Annotated in this window: 16 protein-coding genes and 1 pseudogene; 5 read left to right on the top strand and 12 right to left on the bottom strand. The window is 73.7% G+C overall.

The features are described 5' to 3' along the window. Window positions 1-19: 19 nt before the first annotated feature. The gene (locus tag ACWD01_RS18260; RefSeq protein ID WP_451162943.1) at window positions 20-1,807 is read right to left on the bottom strand and encodes a gamma-glutamyltransferase family protein; all 1,788 of its coding nucleotides are present in this window, start codon (window positions 1,805-1,807) and stop codon (window positions 20-22) included. Between the two features lie 166 nt (window positions 1,808-1,973). On the opposite strand from ACWD01_RS18260, the gene ACWD01_RS18255 reads away from it, so the two are divergent. Next, a complete protein-coding gene (locus ACWD01_RS18255) occupies window positions 1,974-4,127 on the top strand; it encodes a DUF1996 domain-containing protein (RefSeq protein ID WP_451162941.1) in 2,154 nt (717 codons plus the stop codon). Here the strand turns inward: ACWD01_RS18255 and ACWD01_RS18250 are convergent. The 5 genes and pseudogenes from ACWD01_RS18250 to ACWD01_RS18230 form a co-directional block, all read right to left on the bottom strand. Next, window positions 4,118-5,893 (bottom strand): HAL/PAL/TAL family ammonia-lyase, encoded by a 1,776-nt coding sequence (locus tag ACWD01_RS18250; RefSeq protein ID WP_451162939.1) that lies wholly within the window; start codon window positions 5,891-5,893, stop codon window positions 4,118-4,120. The two genes, ACWD01_RS18255 and ACWD01_RS18250, sit on opposite strands and share 10 nt — an antisense overlap. Window positions 5,894-6,101: 208 nt before the next feature. Beyond that, a complete protein-coding gene (locus tag ACWD01_RS18245; protein WP_451162937.1) occupies window positions 6,102-6,758 on the bottom strand; it encodes a M15 family metallopeptidase in 657 nt (218 codons plus the stop codon). Between the two features lie 66 nt (window positions 6,759-6,824). Beyond that, window positions 6,825-7,270 (bottom strand): annotated as a pseudogene (locus ACWD01_RS18240) (MarR family transcriptional regulator). Between the two features lie 165 nt (window positions 7,271-7,435). Further along, window positions 7,436-8,101 (bottom strand): response regulator, encoded by a 666-nt coding sequence (locus ACWD01_RS18235; RefSeq protein WP_451162935.1) that lies wholly within the window; start codon window positions 8,099-8,101, stop codon window positions 7,436-7,438. Next, window positions 8,098-9,225, bottom strand: coding sequence for a sensor histidine kinase (locus tag ACWD01_RS18230; RefSeq protein ID WP_451162933.1), 1,128 nt, complete (start codon window positions 9,223-9,225; stop codon window positions 8,098-8,100). The genes ACWD01_RS18235 and ACWD01_RS18230 overlap by 4 nt, the downstream gene beginning before the upstream one ends. 167 nt (window positions 9,226-9,392) lie before the next feature. Between ACWD01_RS18230 and ACWD01_RS18225 the strand changes: the two genes are divergently transcribed. The 4 genes from ACWD01_RS18225 (at window position 9,393) to ACWD01_RS18210 (ending at window position 11,963) form a co-directional block, all read left to right on the top strand. Then, window positions 9,393-10,352 carry a carboxymuconolactone decarboxylase family protein gene (locus ACWD01_RS18225; protein ID WP_451162931.1) on the top strand — a complete coding sequence of 320 codons (960 nt, stop codon included), beginning with the start codon at window positions 9,393-9,395 and terminating at the stop codon, window positions 10,350-10,352. Between the two features lie 119 nt (window positions 10,353-10,471). Then, the gene (locus tag ACWD01_RS18220) at window positions 10,472-10,957 is read left to right on the top strand and encodes a hypothetical protein (protein WP_451162929.1); all 486 of its coding nucleotides are present in this window, start codon (window positions 10,472-10,474) and stop codon (window positions 10,955-10,957) included. 80 nt (window positions 10,958-11,037) lie between these two features. Next, the gene (locus ACWD01_RS18215) at window positions 11,038-11,664 is read left to right on the top strand and encodes a nucleotidyl transferase AbiEii/AbiGii toxin family protein (protein ID WP_451162927.1); all 627 of its coding nucleotides are present in this window, start codon (window positions 11,038-11,040) and stop codon (window positions 11,662-11,664) included. Continuing rightward, window positions 11,619-11,963, top strand: a complete 345-nt coding sequence (locus ACWD01_RS18210; RefSeq protein WP_451162925.1) for a hypothetical protein — start codon at window positions 11,619-11,621, stop codon at window positions 11,961-11,963. Before ACWD01_RS18215 ends, ACWD01_RS18210 begins: the two co-directional genes overlap by 46 nt. On the opposite strand, the gene ACWD01_RS18205 is transcribed toward ACWD01_RS18210, so the two are convergent. From ACWD01_RS18205 to ACWD01_RS18180, 6 genes are all read right to left on the bottom strand, one after another. Continuing rightward, entirely contained in the window at window positions 11,941-13,476 is a 1,536-nt protein-coding gene (locus ACWD01_RS18205; RefSeq protein ID WP_451162923.1) for an NCS1 family nucleobase:cation symporter-1, read from the bottom strand. The genes ACWD01_RS18210 and ACWD01_RS18205 overlap by 23 nt on opposite strands. Window positions 13,477-13,504: 28 nt before the next feature. Beyond that, complete coding sequence (locus tag ACWD01_RS18200; RefSeq protein ID WP_451162921.1) at window positions 13,505-14,506, bottom strand: TIGR03842 family LLM class F420-dependent oxidoreductase; 1,002 nt, start codon at window positions 14,504-14,506, stop codon at window positions 13,505-13,507. An 11-nt stretch (window positions 14,507-14,517) separates the two neighbouring features. Continuing rightward, window positions 14,518-15,924, bottom strand: coding sequence for a dihydropyrimidinase (hydA, locus tag ACWD01_RS18195; RefSeq protein WP_451162919.1), 1,407 nt, complete (start codon window positions 15,922-15,924; stop codon window positions 14,518-14,520). Between the two features lie 18 nt (window positions 15,925-15,942). Further along, window positions 15,943-17,223 carry an aspartate aminotransferase family protein gene (locus tag ACWD01_RS18190; protein WP_451162917.1) on the bottom strand — a complete coding sequence of 427 codons (1,281 nt, stop codon included), beginning with the start codon at window positions 17,221-17,223 and terminating at the stop codon, window positions 15,943-15,945. Further along, window positions 17,220-18,062, bottom strand: coding sequence for a nitrilase-related carbon-nitrogen hydrolase (locus ACWD01_RS18185; RefSeq protein WP_451162915.1), 843 nt, complete (start codon window positions 18,060-18,062; stop codon window positions 17,220-17,222). The genes ACWD01_RS18190 and ACWD01_RS18185 overlap by 4 nt, the downstream gene beginning before the upstream one ends. Window positions 18,063-18,221: 159 nt before the next feature. After that, window positions 18,222-20,186 (bottom strand): hypothetical protein, encoded by a 1,965-nt coding sequence (locus tag ACWD01_RS18180; RefSeq protein ID WP_451162913.1) that lies wholly within the window; start codon window positions 20,184-20,186, stop codon window positions 18,222-18,224. Window positions 20,187-20,221: the final 35 nt, after the last annotated feature.

Genomic DNA, 20,221 nt, shown 5'->3' with positions numbered 1-20,221 from the left:
CTGACATCGCGGGAGGCGTTCAGCGCCCCACCGCGTAACCCTGCATTCCCCTGGGGTTCGCCGCGGCGGACAGCACGCCGGTGGCCGGGTCGCGGGCGACCGCGCAGAGCCGGCCCTCCGACCAGGGCGGTCCGACGGTGACCCGGTGCCCGCGCCGCCGCAGCTCCTCCACGACGGCGCCGTCCGTGCGGGACTCGACGGTGACGCCGCCGGGGCGCATGCCCCGCGGGTAGAAGGAGCCGGGGAAGGCGTCGGTGTGCCAGTTCGGGGCGTCGATCGCGCCCTGGAGGTCGTAGCCGCCGCGGACCGTGCCGCGCAGGGCGACGGCGAGGAAGAAGTGGAGCTGCCACTGGTCCTGCTGGTCGCCGCCGGGGGTGCCGAAGGCCATCACCGGCACGCCGTCGCGCAGCGCCACAGAAGGCGTCAGGGTGGTGCGCGGACGGCGGCCGGGGGTGAGGGAGTTCGGCAGGCCGGGCTCGAGCCAGGTCATCTGCAGCCGGGTGCCGAGCGGGAAGCCCAGCTCGGGCACGACGGGATTGGACTGCAGCCAGCCGCCGCTGGGGGTGGCCGCGACCATGTTGCCCCACCGGTCGACGACGTCGACGTGGCAGGTGTCGCCCTGGGCGGCGCCGTTCCGCGCCACGGTCGGCTCGCCCGCCCCCGCCGGCCCCGGGCCGGTCCCGTCGGCGATCACGTCGGCGGCCCGGGGGCTCAGCACCGGGGTGCGGCCGCCGGGGCTGCCGGGCCGCAGCTCGTACGACGCCTTGTCGCCGACGAGTGCGCGGCGGGCGGCGCTGTACGGCTCTGAGAGCAGCTCGGCGAGGGGGACGTCGGCGGCGTCGCCGTACCAGGCCTCGCGGTCGGCCATGGCCAGTTTGCAGCCCTCGATCAGCAGGTGGACGTACTCGGCGGAGCCGTGGGCGGGCAGCTCCGGCGGCAGCAGGGCGAGCTGCTGGAGGAAGGCGGGGCCCTGGCTCCAGCCGCCGGCCTTGCACAGCGTCCAGCCGTTCCAGTCGTACGTCACGGGCGCCTCGTACGTGGCCGCCCAGCCGGCCAGGTCCTCGGCGACGAGGGTGCCGGTGTGGCGTTCGCCGCTGGTGTCCAGGGTGGGCCGGGCGGCCTGGCGGACGAGCGCCTCGGCGACGAAGCCGGTACGCCACACCTGCCGGGCCGCCTCGATGCGCCCCGTCCGGTCGGGTGCGGCCGCCTCCGCCTCGGCGATCAGCCGCCGCCAGGTGGCGGCGAGGGCCGGGTTGCGCAGCAGGGCGCCGGGGGCGGGGGCACGGCCGCCGGGCAGGTACACCTCGGCGGACGAGGTCCATTCGGTCTCGAGGAGCCCGCGTACGGTTTCCACGGTCGCGCAGAGCCGTTCGACGGGAGGGTGCCCGTGCTCGGCGTAGCCGATGGCGTACTCCAGCACCTCGGCCAGGGGCTTGGTGCCGTGGTCGCGCAGCAGGACCATCCAGGCGTCGAACGCGCCCGGCACGGCGGCGGCCAGCGGGCCGGTGCCGGGGACGAGGTCCAGCCCGAGCGAGCGGTAGTGGGCGGCGGTGGCCCCGGCGGGCGCGACGCCCTGTCCGCACAGTACGCGGACCTCGCCGCCGGCCGGCGCGACGATGACCGGCACCTCACCGGCGGGTCCGCACAGATGCGGCTCGACGACCTGGAGCACGAACCCGGCGGCGACGGTGGCGTCGTAGGCGTTGCCGCCCCGCTCCAGCACGGCCATCGCGGACTGGGAGGCGAGCCAGTGCGTGGAGGACACCATCCCGAAGGTGCCCTGGAGCGTCGGCCGGGTCGTGAACATGTGGCTCTCACTTCGCTGTTCGTCCGGACCGGGCCGGAGACGACTGTCGGGCGGGCGAGTTCGGCGCGGCGTTGAACACGTCGCCCGCCGTGTGCGTATGGGACTGGACGTGCCCCTTTCCGGACGCCGTCATGCCCACCTGACGACGAAGCAGATGGAGTTCTCCATGGGACGGACGACGCGAAGACGCCCGAGAGCAGGCAGGCGGACGGCCGCTGCCTCGATCGCCCTCATCCTCGGCGGAGGCGGTCTCATCGCGGTCAACTCCTATGCCGCCGCCGGTGAGGGTCAGGGCCCCTGGCCGGGCGGCACGACCAGCCAGGAGCAGCCGGGGACGTTCGGCGCGGGGCCGGTCCCGGCAACCGTCAAGTGCCCGGAGGTGGCGAACGGGCTGCCGGAGGTGCCGGACGCGGCCAGGGCGGAGGTCGACCGCGAACTGGCGACGATGGACAGCCAGATCACCGAGGCGTATCAGCGGTTCGCCGACGAGAGGGAACAGATCGAACGCGACCCGCAGTTCGTGCAGAACGCGATCCTCGGGCCGCTGCAGAGCAAGCGGGAAGCGGGCCTCGACCGGATCGCGGAGGCCATCGGCCGGGTCACCGGGCAGCGGCCGGAGGGCCTGCGGGCGCTGGCCCCGTGCAGCCTGCAGACCGACGGCGCGGACCGGGGCGACCAGGGCGGGGGCGACGGCGGCCGGGACGGGGACGACCAGGACGGGGACGGCGACGGGCAGGGGGACGGCGGCCGGGCGGACAACGGCGGGCAGGCCGGCAACGGCCCCGAGGCGTCCGACTTCGCCGACATCCGCACCGTCGCGCCGAACGTCCAGCAGCCCCCGCTGCTGCGCGGCGCCTCCCGCGGCACGTTCACCACGGAGTGCGGCGTCAACGCGAACGGCAAGTTCAACCCGGACAACATCATCGTCGCCCCCGGGGTGGCCAACGGCGCCCACCACATGCACGACTACGTGGGCAACCAGGCCAACGACGCGTTCGCCTCGGACGACGATCTCGCGGCGGGCGAGACCACCTGCCGCGACCAGGGTGACCGGTCGACGTACTACTGGCCGGTGCTGCGGCTCCAGAACGGCCGGGACGAGGACGACGTCCGGGCGGACGGCGGCGGCAAGGACCAGAACGTCGGCGAGATCCTGACCCCGTCCGAGGTGACGCTCGACTTCGTCGGCAACCCGCGGGGCAAGGTCACCGCCATGCCGCGCTTCCTGCGGATCATCACCGGCGACGCGAAGGCGTTCGTCAACGGCGACGCGAACGCCAACGCCTCGTGGAGCTGCACCGGCTTCGAGGACCGGCAGCTCAAGAACAAGTACCCGATCTGTCCCGGCGGCAGCAGAGTGGTGCGCAGCTTCACGTTCCAGAGCTGCTGGGACGGCCGGAACGCCGACAGCGCCAACCACCGCACCCACGTGGCCTTCACGGACCCGAGCGGCCGCTGCCCCGGCGGCTTCGTCCCCATTCCCCAGCTGGTCCAGCGGATCGTCTACGACGTGCCGCCGCCGGTCTTCGACGGTGCGGACGCCGCGGTCTACGCGCTGGACTCGTTCCCCGAGCAGCTGCACAAGCCGGTCACCGACCACGGTGACTTCATCAACGTGTTCGACGAGAAGCTCATGCGGGAGCTGGTGAACTGCCTGAACGAGGGACGGCGTTGCGGCCCCGGCGACGGGGGGCAGGCTCCGGGCGGCAGTGGCCCGGAGCCGAAGGACGCCCCGGCGACGGCCACCGCGTCCCCCACGGGCGCGCCCGCGCCCGCCCCGGAACCGAAGCCGGAGCCGGAGCCGGAGCCGGAGCCGGAGCCGGAATCGGAGCCGGAACGCGCGGCACCCCATGAGCCGACGGCGCCCGCCACGACCGCCGCGCCCGCTACGGCCACCGCGTCCCCCGCCGAGCAGCCCCGGCCGAAGGCGCCCGCCGCCGAGCAGCCCCGCACGGAGAAGCCGTCCGCCGAGACGCGCCGTACCGAGGCCGAGCAGGTACCCAGGTCACCCGAAGCGGCACAGGCCCCCGCGGAACCGGCCGCCGGCCGACCTGCCGGCCCCTCCCCCACGCGCAGCGAGCCCGCCGCGGCCTCAGCGGAGAGCCCGGCGGCCACGACGCACAGCCCGCCGGCCACGCCCCCGGCCGACGAGTCGAACGTCCCCCTGCCGGCCGGTGGCATCGCGCCGCAGGCCGTGGAGGGCGGTCTGGCCCAGACCGGCGCCCAGTTGTGGCCGTCGGCGGCCGGAGCCGTACTGCTGGTCGCGGGCATCGCGCTCCTGCGCGTACGCGGCCGCCGCGCGGTTTCCCGTCACCGCTGACGCGGCCCCGCAGCTGGACGGATCAGCTCGCCGCCCCGGACCAGGTCGGTCATCTCGACCAGGTCCGGGGTCAGGTAGCGGTCGTCGTGGAGGGGCTCGATGTGCGCGCGGACCGTGTCGTGGAGCGAGCGGACGCCCGCACCCAGGGACAGGCCGGCCATCTTCTTCTCGATCAGGTCGATGCCCTGCGCGGACATCAGTGCCAGCACGGCCTGCACGGTCTCGAGGCGGTCCAGGTTCTGGTGGAGGTGGCGTACGGAGGCCATCGCCATGGTGTTGTGGTCCTCCTGCCCGTCCTTGGCGGGCCGGGAGAGCGCACCGGCGGGCATGGCACGGACCTGCATCTCCGGGACGAGCGCGGCGGCCACGGTCTGGACCTGGACCATGCCGGAGTTCAGACCGGGCGTGCCGCCCGCGAGGTTGGCGGGCAGGCCGTAGCTCCACTTGGGCGAGAGCAGCCGCGCGGAGAGTTCCTGGGTGTGGACGCCGAGATCGGCGATCTGGGCGTTCAGTGCGTCGGCGGCATGACCGAGGAGGGCCCCGTCCCAGTTGCCGCCCATCACGAACTCGTGGCCCCGGCCCGAACCGCGGGCGAACACCAGCGGGTTGGAAGTGGAGGCGTTGGCCTCGCGTTCGATGTCGCGGCGGCCGTCCGCGAGGGTCTTGCGCAGCGCGCCGTAGATGTGCGGAGCGGCGCGCAGCGACACCGCGTCCTGGATCCGGGGGTGGTCCTCGCCGAGCCGCTTGCGGCCCTCCTCGGTGGTCCACCGGCTGCCGCGGAGCAGTTCCCGGAGGCGTTCCGCGACCTTCTCCTCCTCGGGGATCCGCCGTTCGGCGTGGGTACGGGCGTCCAGGCTGCCCGTCTCCGCCCGGGTGACGTCCATGAACATGGCGAGCGTGCCCTCGGCCAGGCCGGCCGCCTTGGTGGCGCGGTGCAGGGCGTCGGCGTAGGAGGCGAAGACGACGGTGCTGCCGCTGATGATGGGCAGGGCCTCGCCCTGCTCCAGCTCGAAGGACGGTGCGAGACCGGCGCGGCCGAGGATCTGTGCGGCGGGGCCCTGCTCACCGCGGTAGCGGGCGGGCGCCTTGTCGCCGGTGAGGACCATGCCGACCGCGGCCATGGGCTGGAGGTCGCCGGAGCCGAGCGAGCCGATCTGGGGGACGACCGGGGTGACGCCGGCGGTGACCAGGTCGTTCATCCGGTCGACGAGTTCGGGGCGGACGGCCATCGCGCCGCGGGCCATCTGGTTGGCGCGGAGCACCATGACCAGGCGGGCGACCCGCTCGGGCAGCGGCTCGCCGACGCCCGCGGCGTGCGAGCGCAGGATGCGCTTCTGGAACTCCTTCTGCTGCGCGCTGTCGAGCTGCTTGTCCTTGAGCGGGCCCAGTGCCTGGTTCCAGCCGTACACGCGGGCGCCCTTGGAGAGTTCGTTGAGCGCGCCGTCGCGGATCTGCCGCATCCGTCTGCGGCTGTCGTCGGAGAGTTTCACCGCGACCGACTTGGCGTCCAGGACGTCGAACATGTCCTGGGCGGTCAGCGAGTCGCCGTCCAGGACCAGTTGGAGGTGCGCCTCGGTCCGCCCGCCGGCCCCGGGGCCGGTCGGCCCGCCGGCGGCGGCGTCGGGGGCGAGGAACAGCATGATCAGGGTGGCGGAGGCGAGGAGGGAGAGGGACTTCCGCGGGGAGCGGACGGGGCGCACGGGGTGCGCCGCGGCGGGGGGAACGTGGCCTATGCGGCCAGGGGTGTCCGTCGGTGCAGGCGGCATGGTGGGGGAAACCTTTCCCGGGGAACGGAGATCGTTCGGCCTCTGGAAGGCCATACCGTGAACCTAATGTCCATGCACGCGTGGCCGCCTGCCCCGGCCGTGCGGCACGGGCTGTTCGAGTGAGAGACCGGCCGGGGTGTCCGGTCCGGGGGCGGACGGGTGTCCGGCCCCGGGAGCGGCCGGGGTGTCCCGTCCGGAGGCGGCCGGGTCAGGTGCCGTCGGCGGAGAAGTGGTGGTAGTCCGGGGGCGACCAGCGGCCGCCCCACTCCCAGCCGGCCTCGGCCATCGCCGTGGTGACCGCGTCGCCGGGAGTGATCATGCCCTTGGCGGGCGGGTCGCGGTCGAGGTGGTCCTCGCCGGCCGGCGGGTGCACCTGTCCGGAGCGGTCGACGTACGGGTTCTCCGCGGGGTTGATGTCGACCGCGTCGCCGTAGGAGTGCCGCGACAGATGGCGGGCGTCGCCCGTCACCCGGCGGCAGTTGAAGGCGGAGGTGTTGTCCGCCGCCATGGCCAGGGCGTCGTCGCCGTCGTACTCGGCCATGACGTGCATACGACGGATGGGGAAGCGTTCGTCGAAGGCGCTCTCGAAGACGTGCAGCAGGGGCCGGACCTGGTCCTGATGGACGATCAGCTCCCCTCTGTGGACCCGGCCGTCGAAACCCCAGTGGTTCATGGTGATCAGCCGCAGCCGGGACGGGGGCACCGGGCAGCCCGGTTCGTGGCTCGCGCCGAGTTTGGCCGGCGGTACGTCGCTGACGGTGGCCGACAGCTCAGGGGCGGCGGCCGCGGCGCTCTGTGCGGGCACGGCGCCGAGTGTGAGCCCGAGGGCCAGGGCGGGCGCGGCGGCCCGGCGCGCGAAATTCACCCTTTCAGGGTAAGGACCCCGCTGCGGACCTGCCCCTCCACACGGCGTCTGCCGAGGTCAGAGCCTTCAGGGCCGGGCCTCGGCGAGCCGGTCCGCGAGCCGGCCCAGCAACTCGGCGAGGTCGGCGCCGAGGCGGGTGCGGGTCTCCCCGCCGACGCCGGACAGGACGGCGCTCTCGTAGGCGAGCCGCTCGGGCAGCAGCCGGTCGAAGAGGTCACAGCCGTCGTCGGTGAGCCGTACGTGGGCGACACGGCGGTCACGCTCGTCGCCGCGCCGGTCGACGAGCCCCCGCTCCTGGAGGGCCCGCAGGCGCTTGGTGACGGCCGCCCCGGAGGAGAACGTCTCACGGGCGAGCTCGCCGGGGGTCAGTTCGCGGGCGGCGCGTCCTCCGCCTGCCGCAGCAGCGCGGCGCAGCGGTTGATGCGGCCGATCAGTTCCATCGGTGCGGTGTCCAGCGCGGGATCGATCGCCTGCCACTGCCGTACCACCGAGGCGACGCTGTCGTCCGTCACACCGCTCCCTTCTTCAGGGCGGGGCCGGGCCGGTCCGGGCTGCACACGCCGGTCTGCTGTCGCTGCGAGCGTACGGTGTGCCGTCCGGCCGGTTGCGGGCACCCGCTCGTAGCCCGTCCGCGCCGTGCGGCCGTGCCCCGGATGTGCGGGCCCCGCACCGGCGGGTCACTTGTCGCCGCGCGGCTCCACCAGCCCCGACTCGTAGGCGAACACCACCAGTTGCGCCCGGTCGCGCGCGCCGAGCTTGGTCATCGCGCGGCTGATGTGCGTCTTGGCGGTGAAGGGGCTGATCACCATGTGCGCGGCGATCTCCTCGTTCGTCAGCCCGCGGGCCGCCAGCGCGGTCACCTCCCGCTCACGGCGCGTAAGGGTCTCCATCCCGGGCGCGGTCGACCGGTCCGGCGGCCGGGACACGAACTCGCCGATCAGCCGGCGGGTGATCGCCGGCGACAGCAGCGCGTCACCGCGTGCGGCGACCCGCATGGCCTGCACCAGCTCCTCGGGTTCCGTGTCCTTGAGGAGGAAACCGGCGGCTCCGGCCCGCAGCGCGTCGAAGACGTACTCGTCCAGGCCGTAGTTGGTGAGGATCACGACGTGCACCTGGGCGAGCAGCGGCTCCGCGGCGATGTGCCGGGTCGTCTCGATCCCCGTCATCACGGGCATCTGCACGTCGACGAGGGCGACGTCGGGCACCAGCCGCCGGGCCATGTCGAGGCCCTGCCGGCCGTCGGCGGCCTCGCCCACGACCTCGATGCCCTCCTCGGCGTCCAGCAGGGCCCGGAATCCGGCGCGCATCAGCGCCTGGTCGTCGACCAGCAGCACCCGGATCACAGCGCCGCCGGCTGCGTCTCGAGCGGGATACGGGCCCGCACGGCGAAGCCGCCGCCGGGCCGCGGTCCCGTCTCCAGGCTGCCGCCGAGGGCGGTGACGCGCTCCCTCATGCCGGTCAGCCCAGTGCCTGGCACCACCGGGTCCCCCGGTGCGGCCGGTCCGTCGTCCTCGACGGCGACCGTCACCTCGCCCGCGCCGTAGACGACGCTGATGCCGGTGCCGGCACGGTCGGCGTGCCGCGCCACGTTCGTCAGCGCCTCCTGCACGATCCGGTACGCCGCCCGGTCCACGTCCGGGCGCAGCGGCCGCTCCCGGCCGCCGACGGAGAAGGAGACGGCGATGCCCGCGGCCCGGGCCCGTTCGACGAGCTCGCCGACCCGCGCCAGGCCGGTGCCGGACTCCTGCTCGTCCGCGCGCAGGACGTCGAGGGTCGCGCGCAGCTCCCGCATGGCCTCCCCGCTCGCCTCCTGGATGGCGAGCAGCGCGGCCGGCACGTCCTCACCGCGTTTACGGGCCAGATGCACGGCGACTCCCGCCTGGAGCTTGACGATCGAGATGGAGTGGGTGAGCGTGTCGTGCAACTCCCGCGCGATCCGCAGTCGTTCCTCACCGGCGCGGCGCAGCGCCGCCTCCTCACGGCCCCGTTCGGCCTCCAGGGCCCGCTGCTCGGTCTGGCGCAGATATGCCTGCCAGTTCTTGTCGATGAGCCCCGTCACCCCGGCGCACAGGAACCAGCCGGCCAGCAGCAGGGTGCGCTCGGCGCCGTCGCCGTGCGGGTCGGCGGCGAAGAACACGGCGAGGAACACCACTCCCGCCCCGATACCGACTTGGCGGTGCCCGCTGCGCGCCGCCGCGTGCACCGCGACGATCACCGGGAACGCCGCCCACGAGCCGGGCCCGGCATGGAGGACGTGCCCGAGCAGGCTGAGCGTGGTGACGGCGAGGACGATGCGCGGGGCCCGCCGGTGGCCCGCGAGGGCGAGCGACCCGGCCACGACGAGCAGCACGTCGAGGGCGCCGGGCGGCGGCTGTGCGGCGTACGCGGCGAGGAGCACCGCGCCGGCGATCACGCCGGCGAGCACCGTGTCGAGCAAGGTCTCTTTCACCCTCGGGTCCGCCCCCATGGGCGCAGCCTATGACGCCCCCGCAGCCCGCCGCCTCGTCCCGTGAGACGCCTTCCGCGCTACTCCCGGTGCAGTAGTCGCGGCGGGTGACCACCCGTCAGGACCGGTCCGCGATGCCTCCGGCCGTACGACGACGGGAACACCGGGAGGGCGTCAGCATCGGTGCCATGACCACAGCCTTCCGTTTCACCCAGCCCCAGCCGCCCGCGTCCGCGACCGGCGTGACCGCCGACGTGTACGCCCAACTGGCCGCCGACTTCGGCATCCCGAGCGCCCCGACCTTCGTGGTGCTGTCCGACTCTCCTCCGCTGCTGACCGGGGCGTGGGCGCTGCTCCGCGAGTCGCTGCTGGCCGGCCGGGTCTCCCGTACCGACAAGGAGGTCGTCGCGGCCGGGGTGTCCCTGGCCAACCGCTGCCCGTTCTGCGTGAACGCCCACACCGTCCTGCTGCACGCCACCGGCGACCACGCGCTCGCCGAGACGATTGCGCGGGGCGAGCAGCCGGCCGAGCCGGCGCGCCGACTGCTGCTCGCCTGGGGCAAGGACATCCGCGGGCCGCGGCCCTTCCCGGCGGCGCACACCGCCGAACAGGTCGGCACCGCGCTCGCGTTCCACTTCATCAACCGGATCGTCTCCGCCCTGCTGCACGAGGACATGCTGCCGGGCGGTACGCAGAAGTACCGGCTGGTGCGGAGCGTGGCGGGCCGGACCCTGGCGCGCACGGTACGCCGCGAACTCGTCCCCGGGGAGAGCCTGAAACTGCTGCGGACCAAGGGCGCGGAGCCCGCGTGGGCGGCCGGCTCGCCGGTCGGCACCGCGTACGCGGCGCTGCGCGCGGCGGCGCTGATGGGCGCCGGGCTGCTGTCGGACGACGACCAGGCGCTGGTGCGCAAGACGGTCGCCGCCCACGACTGCGTCGACCATCCGCCGCTGTCGGCCGACTGGCTGCCCGCCCGCGACGACCGGCCGGGCGCCCGGCTGGCGCTGCTCGCGGCACTGGCCCCGTACCGGATCACCGGCGAGGACGTGACCGCCTGGCGCACCCCGGAGCACTCGGACCACTGCCTGGTGCATCTGGTCGCCTACGGGGCGATGCTCGCCGTCGAGCGCATCGAGGAGCAGTTGTGACGGCGGCCGTGAAAACCTGGCGGGCTACCCGAGGGCCTCGGCGCCCACCGCGCCGCGCGCGAGCAGGAGCAGGGCGTCCCCAGGTCCTCCGCGGGGGGACCGGTGGCGAGCCGGCGCAGTTGGAGGCCCATCACCAGCGCGACCGTCGTCGCCGCGAGACGCTCCGCGTCCGGGACGCCGAGCCCGGTCAGGATCTACGCGGCCGGCTGGTCGTACGCGGCGAACGCCTCCGCGGCCGCCTCCCGCAGCCGCTCGTCGCGGCCGTCCTCGACGTACAGCTCGAACGTCGCGATGTGCCCGCTGTCGAACCCGGTCCCGCCGGCCACCCGCCCGGCGACGGCTTCGTACGGGACGTGGGCATGTTCGCCGTGACCGGTGCGAAGCCCCCGGCGGGCATCCGCACCGTGTCGCCGCGGCAGGTCGTTGCGGGGGTGGTGCGCGCCGTGGAACGCGACGTCGCCGAAGTCGACGTCGCACCGCTGGAGTTGCTGCTGCTCAGCGCCATCGCCGGGCAGTTCCCCGGCTTCGCGGAGCGCACCCGGCGCGGCGGCGCCGACGACCGCACCCTGCGCCAACTGGCGGCGACGCAGCGCTCGCGCCGCTGAGGGGCTCGCCGCCGGGCGGGCTGTCAGAGGGCGTTGTTACGGTCGGCCCCGTACCGCTCCCGTGACGAGGAGGACTCCCCATGCACCGCCGGGCCGCCCTCGACCATGTGCTGCGCCTGAACGCCGGCGCGCCCTGGTCCGGCGCGCTGGTGCTGCGCGGCAGCATGACCCTCGCGGCGTGGGCGGGCGCGGCCGCGCGGGAGCCGGGCGACCTGGACTTCATCGTGCTGGAGCCGGGCGCGTCCTGCTTCACGGACCCGCTCCACCCCTTCCCGTACGTCGACGCCGTCGATGACGTCCAGCAGTGGCCGGAGGCCGCGCACGGCGCCGCCGGGCCCGAGTTGTGGGACCCGGAGGGCGCGACCGGCACGTACGGCGTCCGGCCGGTGCTGCCGCCGGACGGGCTGCGCTGGATGCACCCCGACTCGTACGAACCGGTGGAGCTGTGCACCCGGCTGCAGGAGACGGTCGCGGCCGACCCGCACGCGGGTGGCGGTGTCACGCTGGACCCCTGGGGGATCCAGGAGGACGGCGACTGGACCTACCGCACCTACGAGACGCCCGGCGTCCGCCTCACCGTGCCCTACCGCACCGCGGACGGCGAAGCGGGCACGGTCCAGCTGGACTTCGCGAGCGACGAGACACTGCCCCAGGCCCCCGTGTGGACGTCCCACGCGGCGACGGCGGACCGCCCACGCCCGTCCTGACCGCGAGCCCCGGGCTGTCGCTCGCATGGAAGCTCCTGTGGCTGTGCGCCGACGACGTCGCCCGGGGCAAGGACCTGTACGACGCCGTCCTGCTCGCCGAGTCCCCCCGCACCCACCTCGACACCCGCCTCCTCCACCGCGTCCTCGGCCCCCACGCCCCCGCCTTCGGCCCGGACCGCATCCGAACGCTCCCGGTGGACTGGAGGGCGTTCCGGGCCGCCCACCCGCTGGTCACCGGCAGCGCGTCCGCGTGGCGTGAGCGGCTGGCAAGCGCCCTCAGGCGGGCCGGCGTGGTCTGAGGCGCATCAGGGTCAGGTAGAGGACCAGCGACGTGGCGAGGCCCACCGCCCAGCCGTAGTCGGCCAGGGGGCGCAGGAAGGGGATCAGGCCGTCCTCGGGGAACGGGCCCTTGCCCGGGGCCGAGTGGGAGCCGCCGACCGCGAGGATGCCGCCGGTCGCGAAGGCGGCGACGGCGCGGAGGTTCCAGCCGGCGGTGTACCAGTAGGGGCCGCCGGGGGTGTAGAGGGCGGTGAGGTCGAGGACGGTGCGGCGCAGCAGCCAGTAGTCGGCGATGAGGATGCCGGCGACCGTGCCCAGCAGCCCGCCGACCAGGCCGAGCCAGGTGAAGATGTACAGCTCGGGCGTCTCGGTCAGCTTCCACGGCATGATCACCACTCCGACGACGCCGGTGATCAGCGCGCCGGTGCGGAAGTTGATGAACTTGGGCGCCAGGTTCGCCAGGTCGTACGCGGGCGAGACGACGTTCGCGGCGATGTTCACCGAGATCGTCGCGATCAGCACCGTCACCAGGGCGAAGAGCAGTCCGAAGACGTTGTCGGTCTTGGCGGCGAGCGCGACGGGGTCCCACACGGCGGCGCCGTACACCGCCTGGGAGCCGGAGGTGACGAACACGGACAGCAGCGCGAACAAGGTCATGGTGGTGGGCAGACCGAGCGTCTGGCCCCAGACCTGGGCGCGTTGGCCCGCGCCGAAGCGGGTGAAGTCGGGGATGTTCAGCGACAGGGTGGCCCAGAAGGCGATCATGCCCATCAGGGACGGGAAGAAGACCGGCCAGAAGTCCGCGCCCCAGCCCAGTTTCGACGGCTGGTCGAGCAGCGGCCCGAGGCCGCCCGCCTTGGCCGTGACCCACCACAGCAGCACCAGCGCGCCGACGATGACGAACGGCGCGGCCCAGTTCTCGAAGCGGCGCAGCGCCTCCATCCCCCGGTAGATGATGGCGAGTTCGAGCGCCCAGAAGAGGAGGAAGCAGACCCACAGCGTCCACGGCTGGCCGCCGATCCTCGACGCCTCCGCCCAGCCGCCGAAGATCTTGCCGAGCAGGACGAAGATGCCCTGGCCGCCGATCCAGGTCTGGATGCCGAACCAGGCGCAGGCGACCCCGGCGCGGATCATCGCGGGCAGGTTGGCGCCGCGCAGTCCGAAGGAGGCGCGGGCGAGGACGGGGAACGGAATGCCGTACTTGGGGCCCGCGTGCCCGGTCAGCAGCATCGGCAGCAGCACGATGACATTGGCCAGGGCGATGGTGAACACGGCCTGTTTCCAGTCCATGCCGAGCGCGACGAGCCCGGATGCCAGCAGCCAGGAGGGGATGTTGTGGGCCATGCCGACCCACAGGGCGGCGAAGTTGTACGTGGTCCAGCGGCGGCGGGCGACCGGCACGGGCAGCAGGTCGTCGTTGACGAACCGGTTGCCGGTGAAGTCGGTGCCGGGCGGGAGCTCGACGCGTCCCGCCGGGTCGGATATGGGGCCCCCGGCCGACACCGGCGGCACGGGCGGGACGGTCGCGGTCATGGGCGTGACCCTTCGCAGGCGGGACCGGTCAGCGGCTGAGTGCCGGGATGATCTCCGCGCCGTACGCGTCGATCGTCGTTTCCTTCGCGTCGTGCATGTTGTAGACGGCGAACTGGTTGACGCCCAGGTCACGCAGGGCCTGGAGCTTCGCGATGTGGGCCTCGGGGGGCCCGAGCAGGCAGAACCGGTCGACGATCTCGTCGGGGACGAAGTCGGTGGACGGGTTCCCGGCGCGGCCGTGGTGGCTGTAGTCGTAGCCGTGCCGCTCCTTGATGTACGCGGTCAGCGCCTCGGGGACCATGTCGGAGTGCTCGCCGTAGCGGGAGACGAGGTCCGCGACGTGGTTTCCGACCATGCCGCCGAACCAGCGGCACTGTTCGCGGGCGTGGGCGAGGTCGTCGCCGACGTACGCGGGGGCGGCGACGCAGACCGTGACGGAGGCCGGGTCGCGTCCCGCGTCGGCGGCGGCCTGCCGTACCGCCTTCACCATCCACTCCGTCAGATACGGGTCGGCCAGCTGGAGGATGAACCCGTCGGCCTTCTGCCCGGCGAGGGCGAGCGCCTTCGGCCCGTACGCCGCCATCCAGACGGGCAGTTTCCCGTTCCGCACCCACGGGATGCGCAGCGGCTGCCCGTCGACGTCGGCCTCGCGGCCCTCCGCGAGGTCGCGGATCGCGTCGATCGCCTCGCCCAGCCGGGCGAGGGTGTTGGGCCTGCGGCCGGCGACGCGCATCGCGGAGTCGCCGCGGCCGATGCCGCAGACGGTGCGGTTGCCGTACATGTCGTTGAGCGTCGCGAAGGTGGAGGCGGTGACCTCCCAGGTCCGGGTACCCGGGTTGGTGACCATAGGCCCGACGATCAGCTTCTCGGTGTGTTCGAGGATGCGGCTGTAGACGACGAACGGCTCCTGCCACAGCACCGCGGAGTCGAAGGTCCAGCCGTAGCGGAAGCCGTTGCGTTCCGCGCGCCGCATCAGCCCGACGACCGCCGATGCGGGCGGGTCGGTCTGCAGGACGAGTCCGAAGTCCACGGGGGGCCTTTCTAGTGGTCGAGGTACTGGCAGGTGGAGCGGGGGGTGTAGACGCCGTGGCCGGCACGGCCGGTGAACCGGCGGTTGTCGATGACCACTTCGCCGCGCGACAGGACGGTCTCCACCCGGCCGGTGACCCGACGGCCCTCGTAGGCCGAGTAGTCGACGTTCATGTGGTGGCTCTCCACGGAGAGGGTCTGCTCGGCGTGCGGGTCGTAGACGACGATGTCGGCGTCGGCGCCGGGGGCGATGGTGCCCTTCTTCGGGTAGAGGCCGAACATCCTGGCGGGGGTGGCGCAGGCGATCTCGATCCAGCGGCGGCGGGTGATGTGGCCGTCGACGACGGCCTGGTGGAGGAGGTCCATCCGGTTCTCCACGCCCGGCAGCCCGTTGGGAATCTTGGAGAAGTCGCCCCGGCCGAGCTCCTTCTGGCCCGTGAAGCAGAACGGGCAGTGGTCGGTGGAGACGACCTGGAGATCGTTGGTGCGCAGCCCGCGCCACAGGGCCGCCTGGTGCTCGCGCGGCCGCAGCGGGGTGGAGCACACGTACTTGGCGCCCCCGAAGTCCGGCTCCGCGAGGTTGTCGGTCGACAGGAAGAGGTACTGCGGGCAGGTCTCGCCGAAGACGGGCAGGCCCTTGTCGCGGGCGGCCGCCAGCTCGGCCACGGCCTCCTCCGCGGAGACGTGGACCACGTACAGCGGGGCGCCGGCGACGCGGGCGAGCTGGATCGCCCGGTGGGTGGCCTCGGCCTCCAGCAGCACCTTGCGGACCTCGCCGTGGTGACGCGGGTCGGTGCGGCCCTCGGCGAGCGCCTGCTCGACGAGTACGTCGATGGCGATGCCGTTCTCCGCGTGCATCATGATCAGGCCGCCGTTGCGGGCGGACTTCTGCATGGCGCGCAGGATCTGGCCGTCGTCGCTGTAGAACACACCGGGATAGGCCATGAAGAGCTTGAAGGAGGTGATGCCCTCCTCGACCAGCAGGTCCATCTCCTTGAGCGACTGCTCGTTGACGTCGGAGAGGATCATGTGGAAGGCGTAGTCAATGGCGCAGTTGCCGTCGGCCTTGGCGTACCAGGCGTCCAGTCCCTCGCGCAGCGCCCGGCCCCTGGACTGGACGGCGAAGTCGACGATGGTGGTGGTGCCGCCCCAGGCGGCGGCCCGGGTACCGGTCTCGAAGGTGTCGGAGGCGAACGTCCCGCCGAACGGCAGCTCCATGTGGGTGTGCGCGTCGACGCCGCCCGGGATGACGTACTTGTTGGCCGCGTCGATCGTCCGGGCGGCCGTCCAGCCCTCCGAGACCGGCGAGTTGTGAGAGGCGATCGCGGCGATCCGGCCGTCCTCGACCAGTACGTCGGCGTGCATCTCGTCGGCGGCCGTGACGACCAGACCGCCACGGATCAGGGTGCGGTTGCTCATGGTCTCCTCGCGGTGCGACTAGAGGCTGTGCAGGGCTTGTTCGAGGATGAGAGCGCCTTGCTCGGCCTCCGCGACGGTCAGTGACAGCGGCGGGGCGACGCGCAGGACGCTGGTGCTGTGGCCGCCGCCCTTGCCGATCAGCAGCCCGCCCTCCCGGGCGGCCTCCAGGACGGCCGCGGCGGCCTGCGGGTCCGCCTCGTCCGTGCCGGGTCTGACCAGCTCGATACCGATCATCAGCCCGCGGCCGCGTACCTCGCGCACGGCCGGCACGCTCGCGGCGACGGAGCGCAGCCGCTCGATCAGCAGACCGCCGACCCGGCGGGCGTTGCCCTGGAGGTCGTGCTCCAGCAGGTACGAGAGGTTGGCGACGCCGGCGGCCATGGTGACCGGGCTGCCGCCGAAGGTGGAGATGGAGTTGGCGTCGAGGCAGTTCATGATCCCGGCGCGGGCGACGACGCCGCCCACCGACATGCCGTTGCCGATGCCCTTGGCGAAGGTCAGGATGTCCGGCGGGCCGTTCCCGTCGTGCGCCTGCCAGCCCCAGAAGTGGTCGCCGGTGCGCCCCCAGCCGGTCTGCACCTCGTCGGAGATCCACAGGATGCCGTGCCGGTCGAGGACCTCGCGGAACGCCGCGTACAGCCCGTCGGGCGGCGAAGTGAAACCGCCGACGCCCTGCACCGGCTCCGCGATCAGCGCGGCCACGTCGTGGGTGTGGCCGAGCAGGTCCTCGAGGTCGGCGACGCACGCCTCGATGAACTGCGCGTCGGAGAGATGCGCGAACGGGCCGCGGGAGCGGACGCCGCCGTGCACGTACAGGGTCTGGAGGGGCGACAGGCTGGTCGGTGACCAGGCGTGGTTGCCGGTGATCGACACCGCGGAGAACGACCGGCCGTGGTAGCTGTTGCGCATCGCCAGGATCTGGTTGGAGCGGCGGTGGCCGGTGGCCAGCAGCAGGGCGGTGTCGTTGGCCTCCGTGCCCGAGGTGGTGAAGAAGACCCGGGCGTCGGGGATGCCCGACAGCGCCGCGATCCGCTCCGCGAGCTCCACCATGGGGCGGTTGAGGTAGAGGGTGGAGGAGTGGAGGAGCCGCCCGGCCTGTTCGCTGACCGCCTTGGTGACCTCGGGCAGGGCGTGCGCGGTCATCGTGGTCAGGATGCCGCCGAAGAAGTCGAGGTAGCGGTTGCCGTCCGCGTCCCAGACGTGGCGGCCCTCGCCGTGCGTGATCTCGATCGGCCGCTTGTAGTAGAGCGACACCCAGTCGGGGATGACGGCCCTGTGCCGCTCGTACAGGTCGGTCACGGCTGCACCAGTCCCTCGTACGCGTCGGGGCGGCGGTCGCGGTAGAACGCCCACTGCTGGCGGACGGTCTCGATCAGGTCGAAGTCCAGGTCGCGGACGACCAGTTCCTCCTCCTTGTCGCTGGCGAGGTCGCCGACGAACTGGCCGCGCGGGTCGACGAAGTAGCTGGTGCCGTAGAAGTCGTTGTCGCCGTACTCCTCGATGCCGACGCGGTTGATCGCGGCGACGAAGTACTCGTTGGCGACGGCGGCGGCGGGCTGCTCCAGCTGCCAGAGGTGGGACGACAGGCCGCGGTGGGTGGCGGACGGGTTGTAGACCAACTGGGCTCCCTGGAGACCCAGCTGGCGCCAGCCCTCGGGGAAGTGGCGGTCGTAGCAGATGTAGACCCCGACCCTGCCGACGGCCGTCTCGAAGACGGGCCAGCCCGCGTTGCCGGGCCTGAAGTAGTACTTCTCCCAGAAGCCCTTGACCTGCGGGATGTGGTGCTTGCGGTACTTGCCCAGATAGCTGCCGTCGGCGTCGATCACGGCGGCGGTGTTGTAGTAGAAGCCCGCGCCCTCGACCTCGAAGACGGGGACCACGATCACCATGCCGGTCTCCCGGGCGAGTTGCCGCATCCGCCGGACCGTCGGGCCGTCCGGGACCGGCTCCGCCCAGCGGTAGTGCTCGGGCTCCTGGACCTGGCAGAAGTACGGAGCGTTGAACACCTCCTGGAAGCCGATGACCTTGGCGCCCTGCCGGGCCGCTTCGCGGGCGTGTTCCTCGTGTTTGGCGATCATGGATTCGGTGTCGCCGGTCCAGGTGGCCTGGACGAGCGCGGCGCGTACGACAGTGGCCATGAGCTGCTCCTTCGACGGGACGCCAGAGAGCCTCTACGCACGTAGACGCGGGTACGTAGGAGGAGAACGTAAGCCGCGTCACACACTGGGGCAAGACCATCGTCGTGAACCCGCTGAGTCGATCTTGTTTCGCACCCGAGCGGTCGACAACGGACAGACTCAGCTGTGGATGTGTCCCGCCACGCGCAGCGCGTGCACGACGTCCCGCTGCCGCGCCGGGGACGCGGCACGGGCCGCGTCGAGCAGCAGCGGCACCAGACGGGCGGGGTCGCCCGCGGCCACGGCGGCGGTGTCCGCGGGGGCGCGGACCTGCACGAACGCGGCGAGGAGCGAGTGGGCGCGGTGGGGCGTGCCGTCCGCTTCCAGGGTGAGGGCGGCGTCCGCGATCTCGTCGGCGGAACGGTATACACCCTGGCGCAGGAGCTGCCGGCCGTCGTCGCCCCGGCCGGCGGCGACGAGCGCGTCCGCGGCGGCCGCGAGCCGTAGGGCCGGCTGCGACGCCGCCTCCCAGAGGAGGGTGGCCCAGTCGGCCGCGAGCCCGGAGCGGTGCAGTTCGTCGGCGAGCGCCGGCAGCCAGGCGGTGGGGCGGGCGGCGGCCTCGCAGATCAGGGCGTGCGCCTCGCCGCCGCGGCCCATCGCACGGAGCCGGCCGAGGGCCGCGACGGTCTCTCTCGCTGCCCGCGCGGCGCCCTCGTCGGGCGCGGGGGGCGGCTCGTGTACGGGGCCGGTGGCGGCGGTGCCGCCGCCGTAGCGGGCTCCGCGGGGCGCGTCCCCCGCGGCCCCCGCGACCGGCAGCACGGGCACGGCGACGGCCTCCTCCCCACCGCCTTCGACCCCGGCGAACCGGGCGCCGCCGCGGGGGCGCTTCTTGCTCTTGCGGGCGGGCGCGGGCCGGCTGTCGCGCTCGCCGGGCGACTCTCCCCCACCCCGCCCCTTCCCGAAACCCTGCGGGGCGGGGGGCGCTGCGGGTGCAGGGGGCGAAGTTTCCCCGAACCCCTGCGGGGCCGCCGGCCACTGCGGCCCGGAGGACTCCGCCGAAGCGGCGCCGTTCCCGCCGTGCCCCTGGGCTTCGCCGGGCCCGGGGCGCGACCCCGCGTGCCGGGCGGGGCCCCGGGGCCGGCCCTGGCCGGGACGCGACGTGGCCTGCGGGGCCTGGCCAGGGCCCGGAGACCCGACGTCGCCGTCGGGAGTCCACACGGCTTGCGGGGCCTCCGCCTGGGCGGCGCCCAGGGATTGGCCTTGGCCGGCCCGCGGGGCCGGGGCCGCAGCTCCGGGCCGATCACGGGCCGGCGCCCACCCGGCGTGCGGAGCCGGACCAGGGTCCGGAGGCCCGACATCGTCAGGAGTTCCCCCTGCTGGCGGGGCCTGTGCCGACGCCGGGCCCAAGGGCTGGCCTTGGCCGGCCCGCGGGGCCGGGGCCGCAGCCCCAGGACGGTCATGAACAGGAGCCCACCCCGCCTGCGGGGCCGGGGCCGGCCCCGGGGAACCGACCTCGTCGGGGCCCCGCCCGGCGTGCGGAGACCCGGGACGGTCATGAGACGGCGTCCACCCGGCCTGCGGGGCCTCCGTCTGGGCGGCGCCCAGGGGCCGGCCAGGAAGAAGGTCGCCCGATGGACGGGTTCGGGGCCGGTCGGAGGGCGGGGGGTGGGCCAGGGACGTCGCGCGGGACTCCAGTTCGGACTGGCGGCGGACCGCGCGGCTGTGGTCGTCGCGGGTCCAGGCGAGCTCGTTGACGAGGCGGGGCTCGTCCGGGGAAGCGGCCAGGTGGCGCAGCAACTCCTCCACCCGGGCCTGCGCGCGCAGGCGCTCGTGGCGCATGAGTTCGGCGCGTTCCTCCAGCGTTTCGCGGCCGCCGGGCAGCCGGTCGTGCGCGGCGGCGGCCGCGGCGTACAGGGCGGCCGCTCGCCGGAACTCCGCCGCGTCCGCGCCCGGCAGGTCCTGGAGCAGGGACTCGACCACGTCCCAGGGCGGGATCTCGACCCCCTGGCAGCACGCCCGCATACCGTCCGGGTCGCGCTGCGCGAAGATCTCGTACCAGCCGCCGCCCCGGTCCAGCCGCGTCAGCAGCTCGTTGAAGTACCGCGCGAACGCCCGGACGTCCGCCGGGAGTTGGTTCACCGTCATAGAACGCCTGCCACCGCCCGTCACAGAACGGTGCC

Source organism: Streptomyces sp. NPDC002835 (genome assembly GCF_053591995.1).
This window is presented reverse-complemented; position numbering and strand designations above follow the sequence as displayed.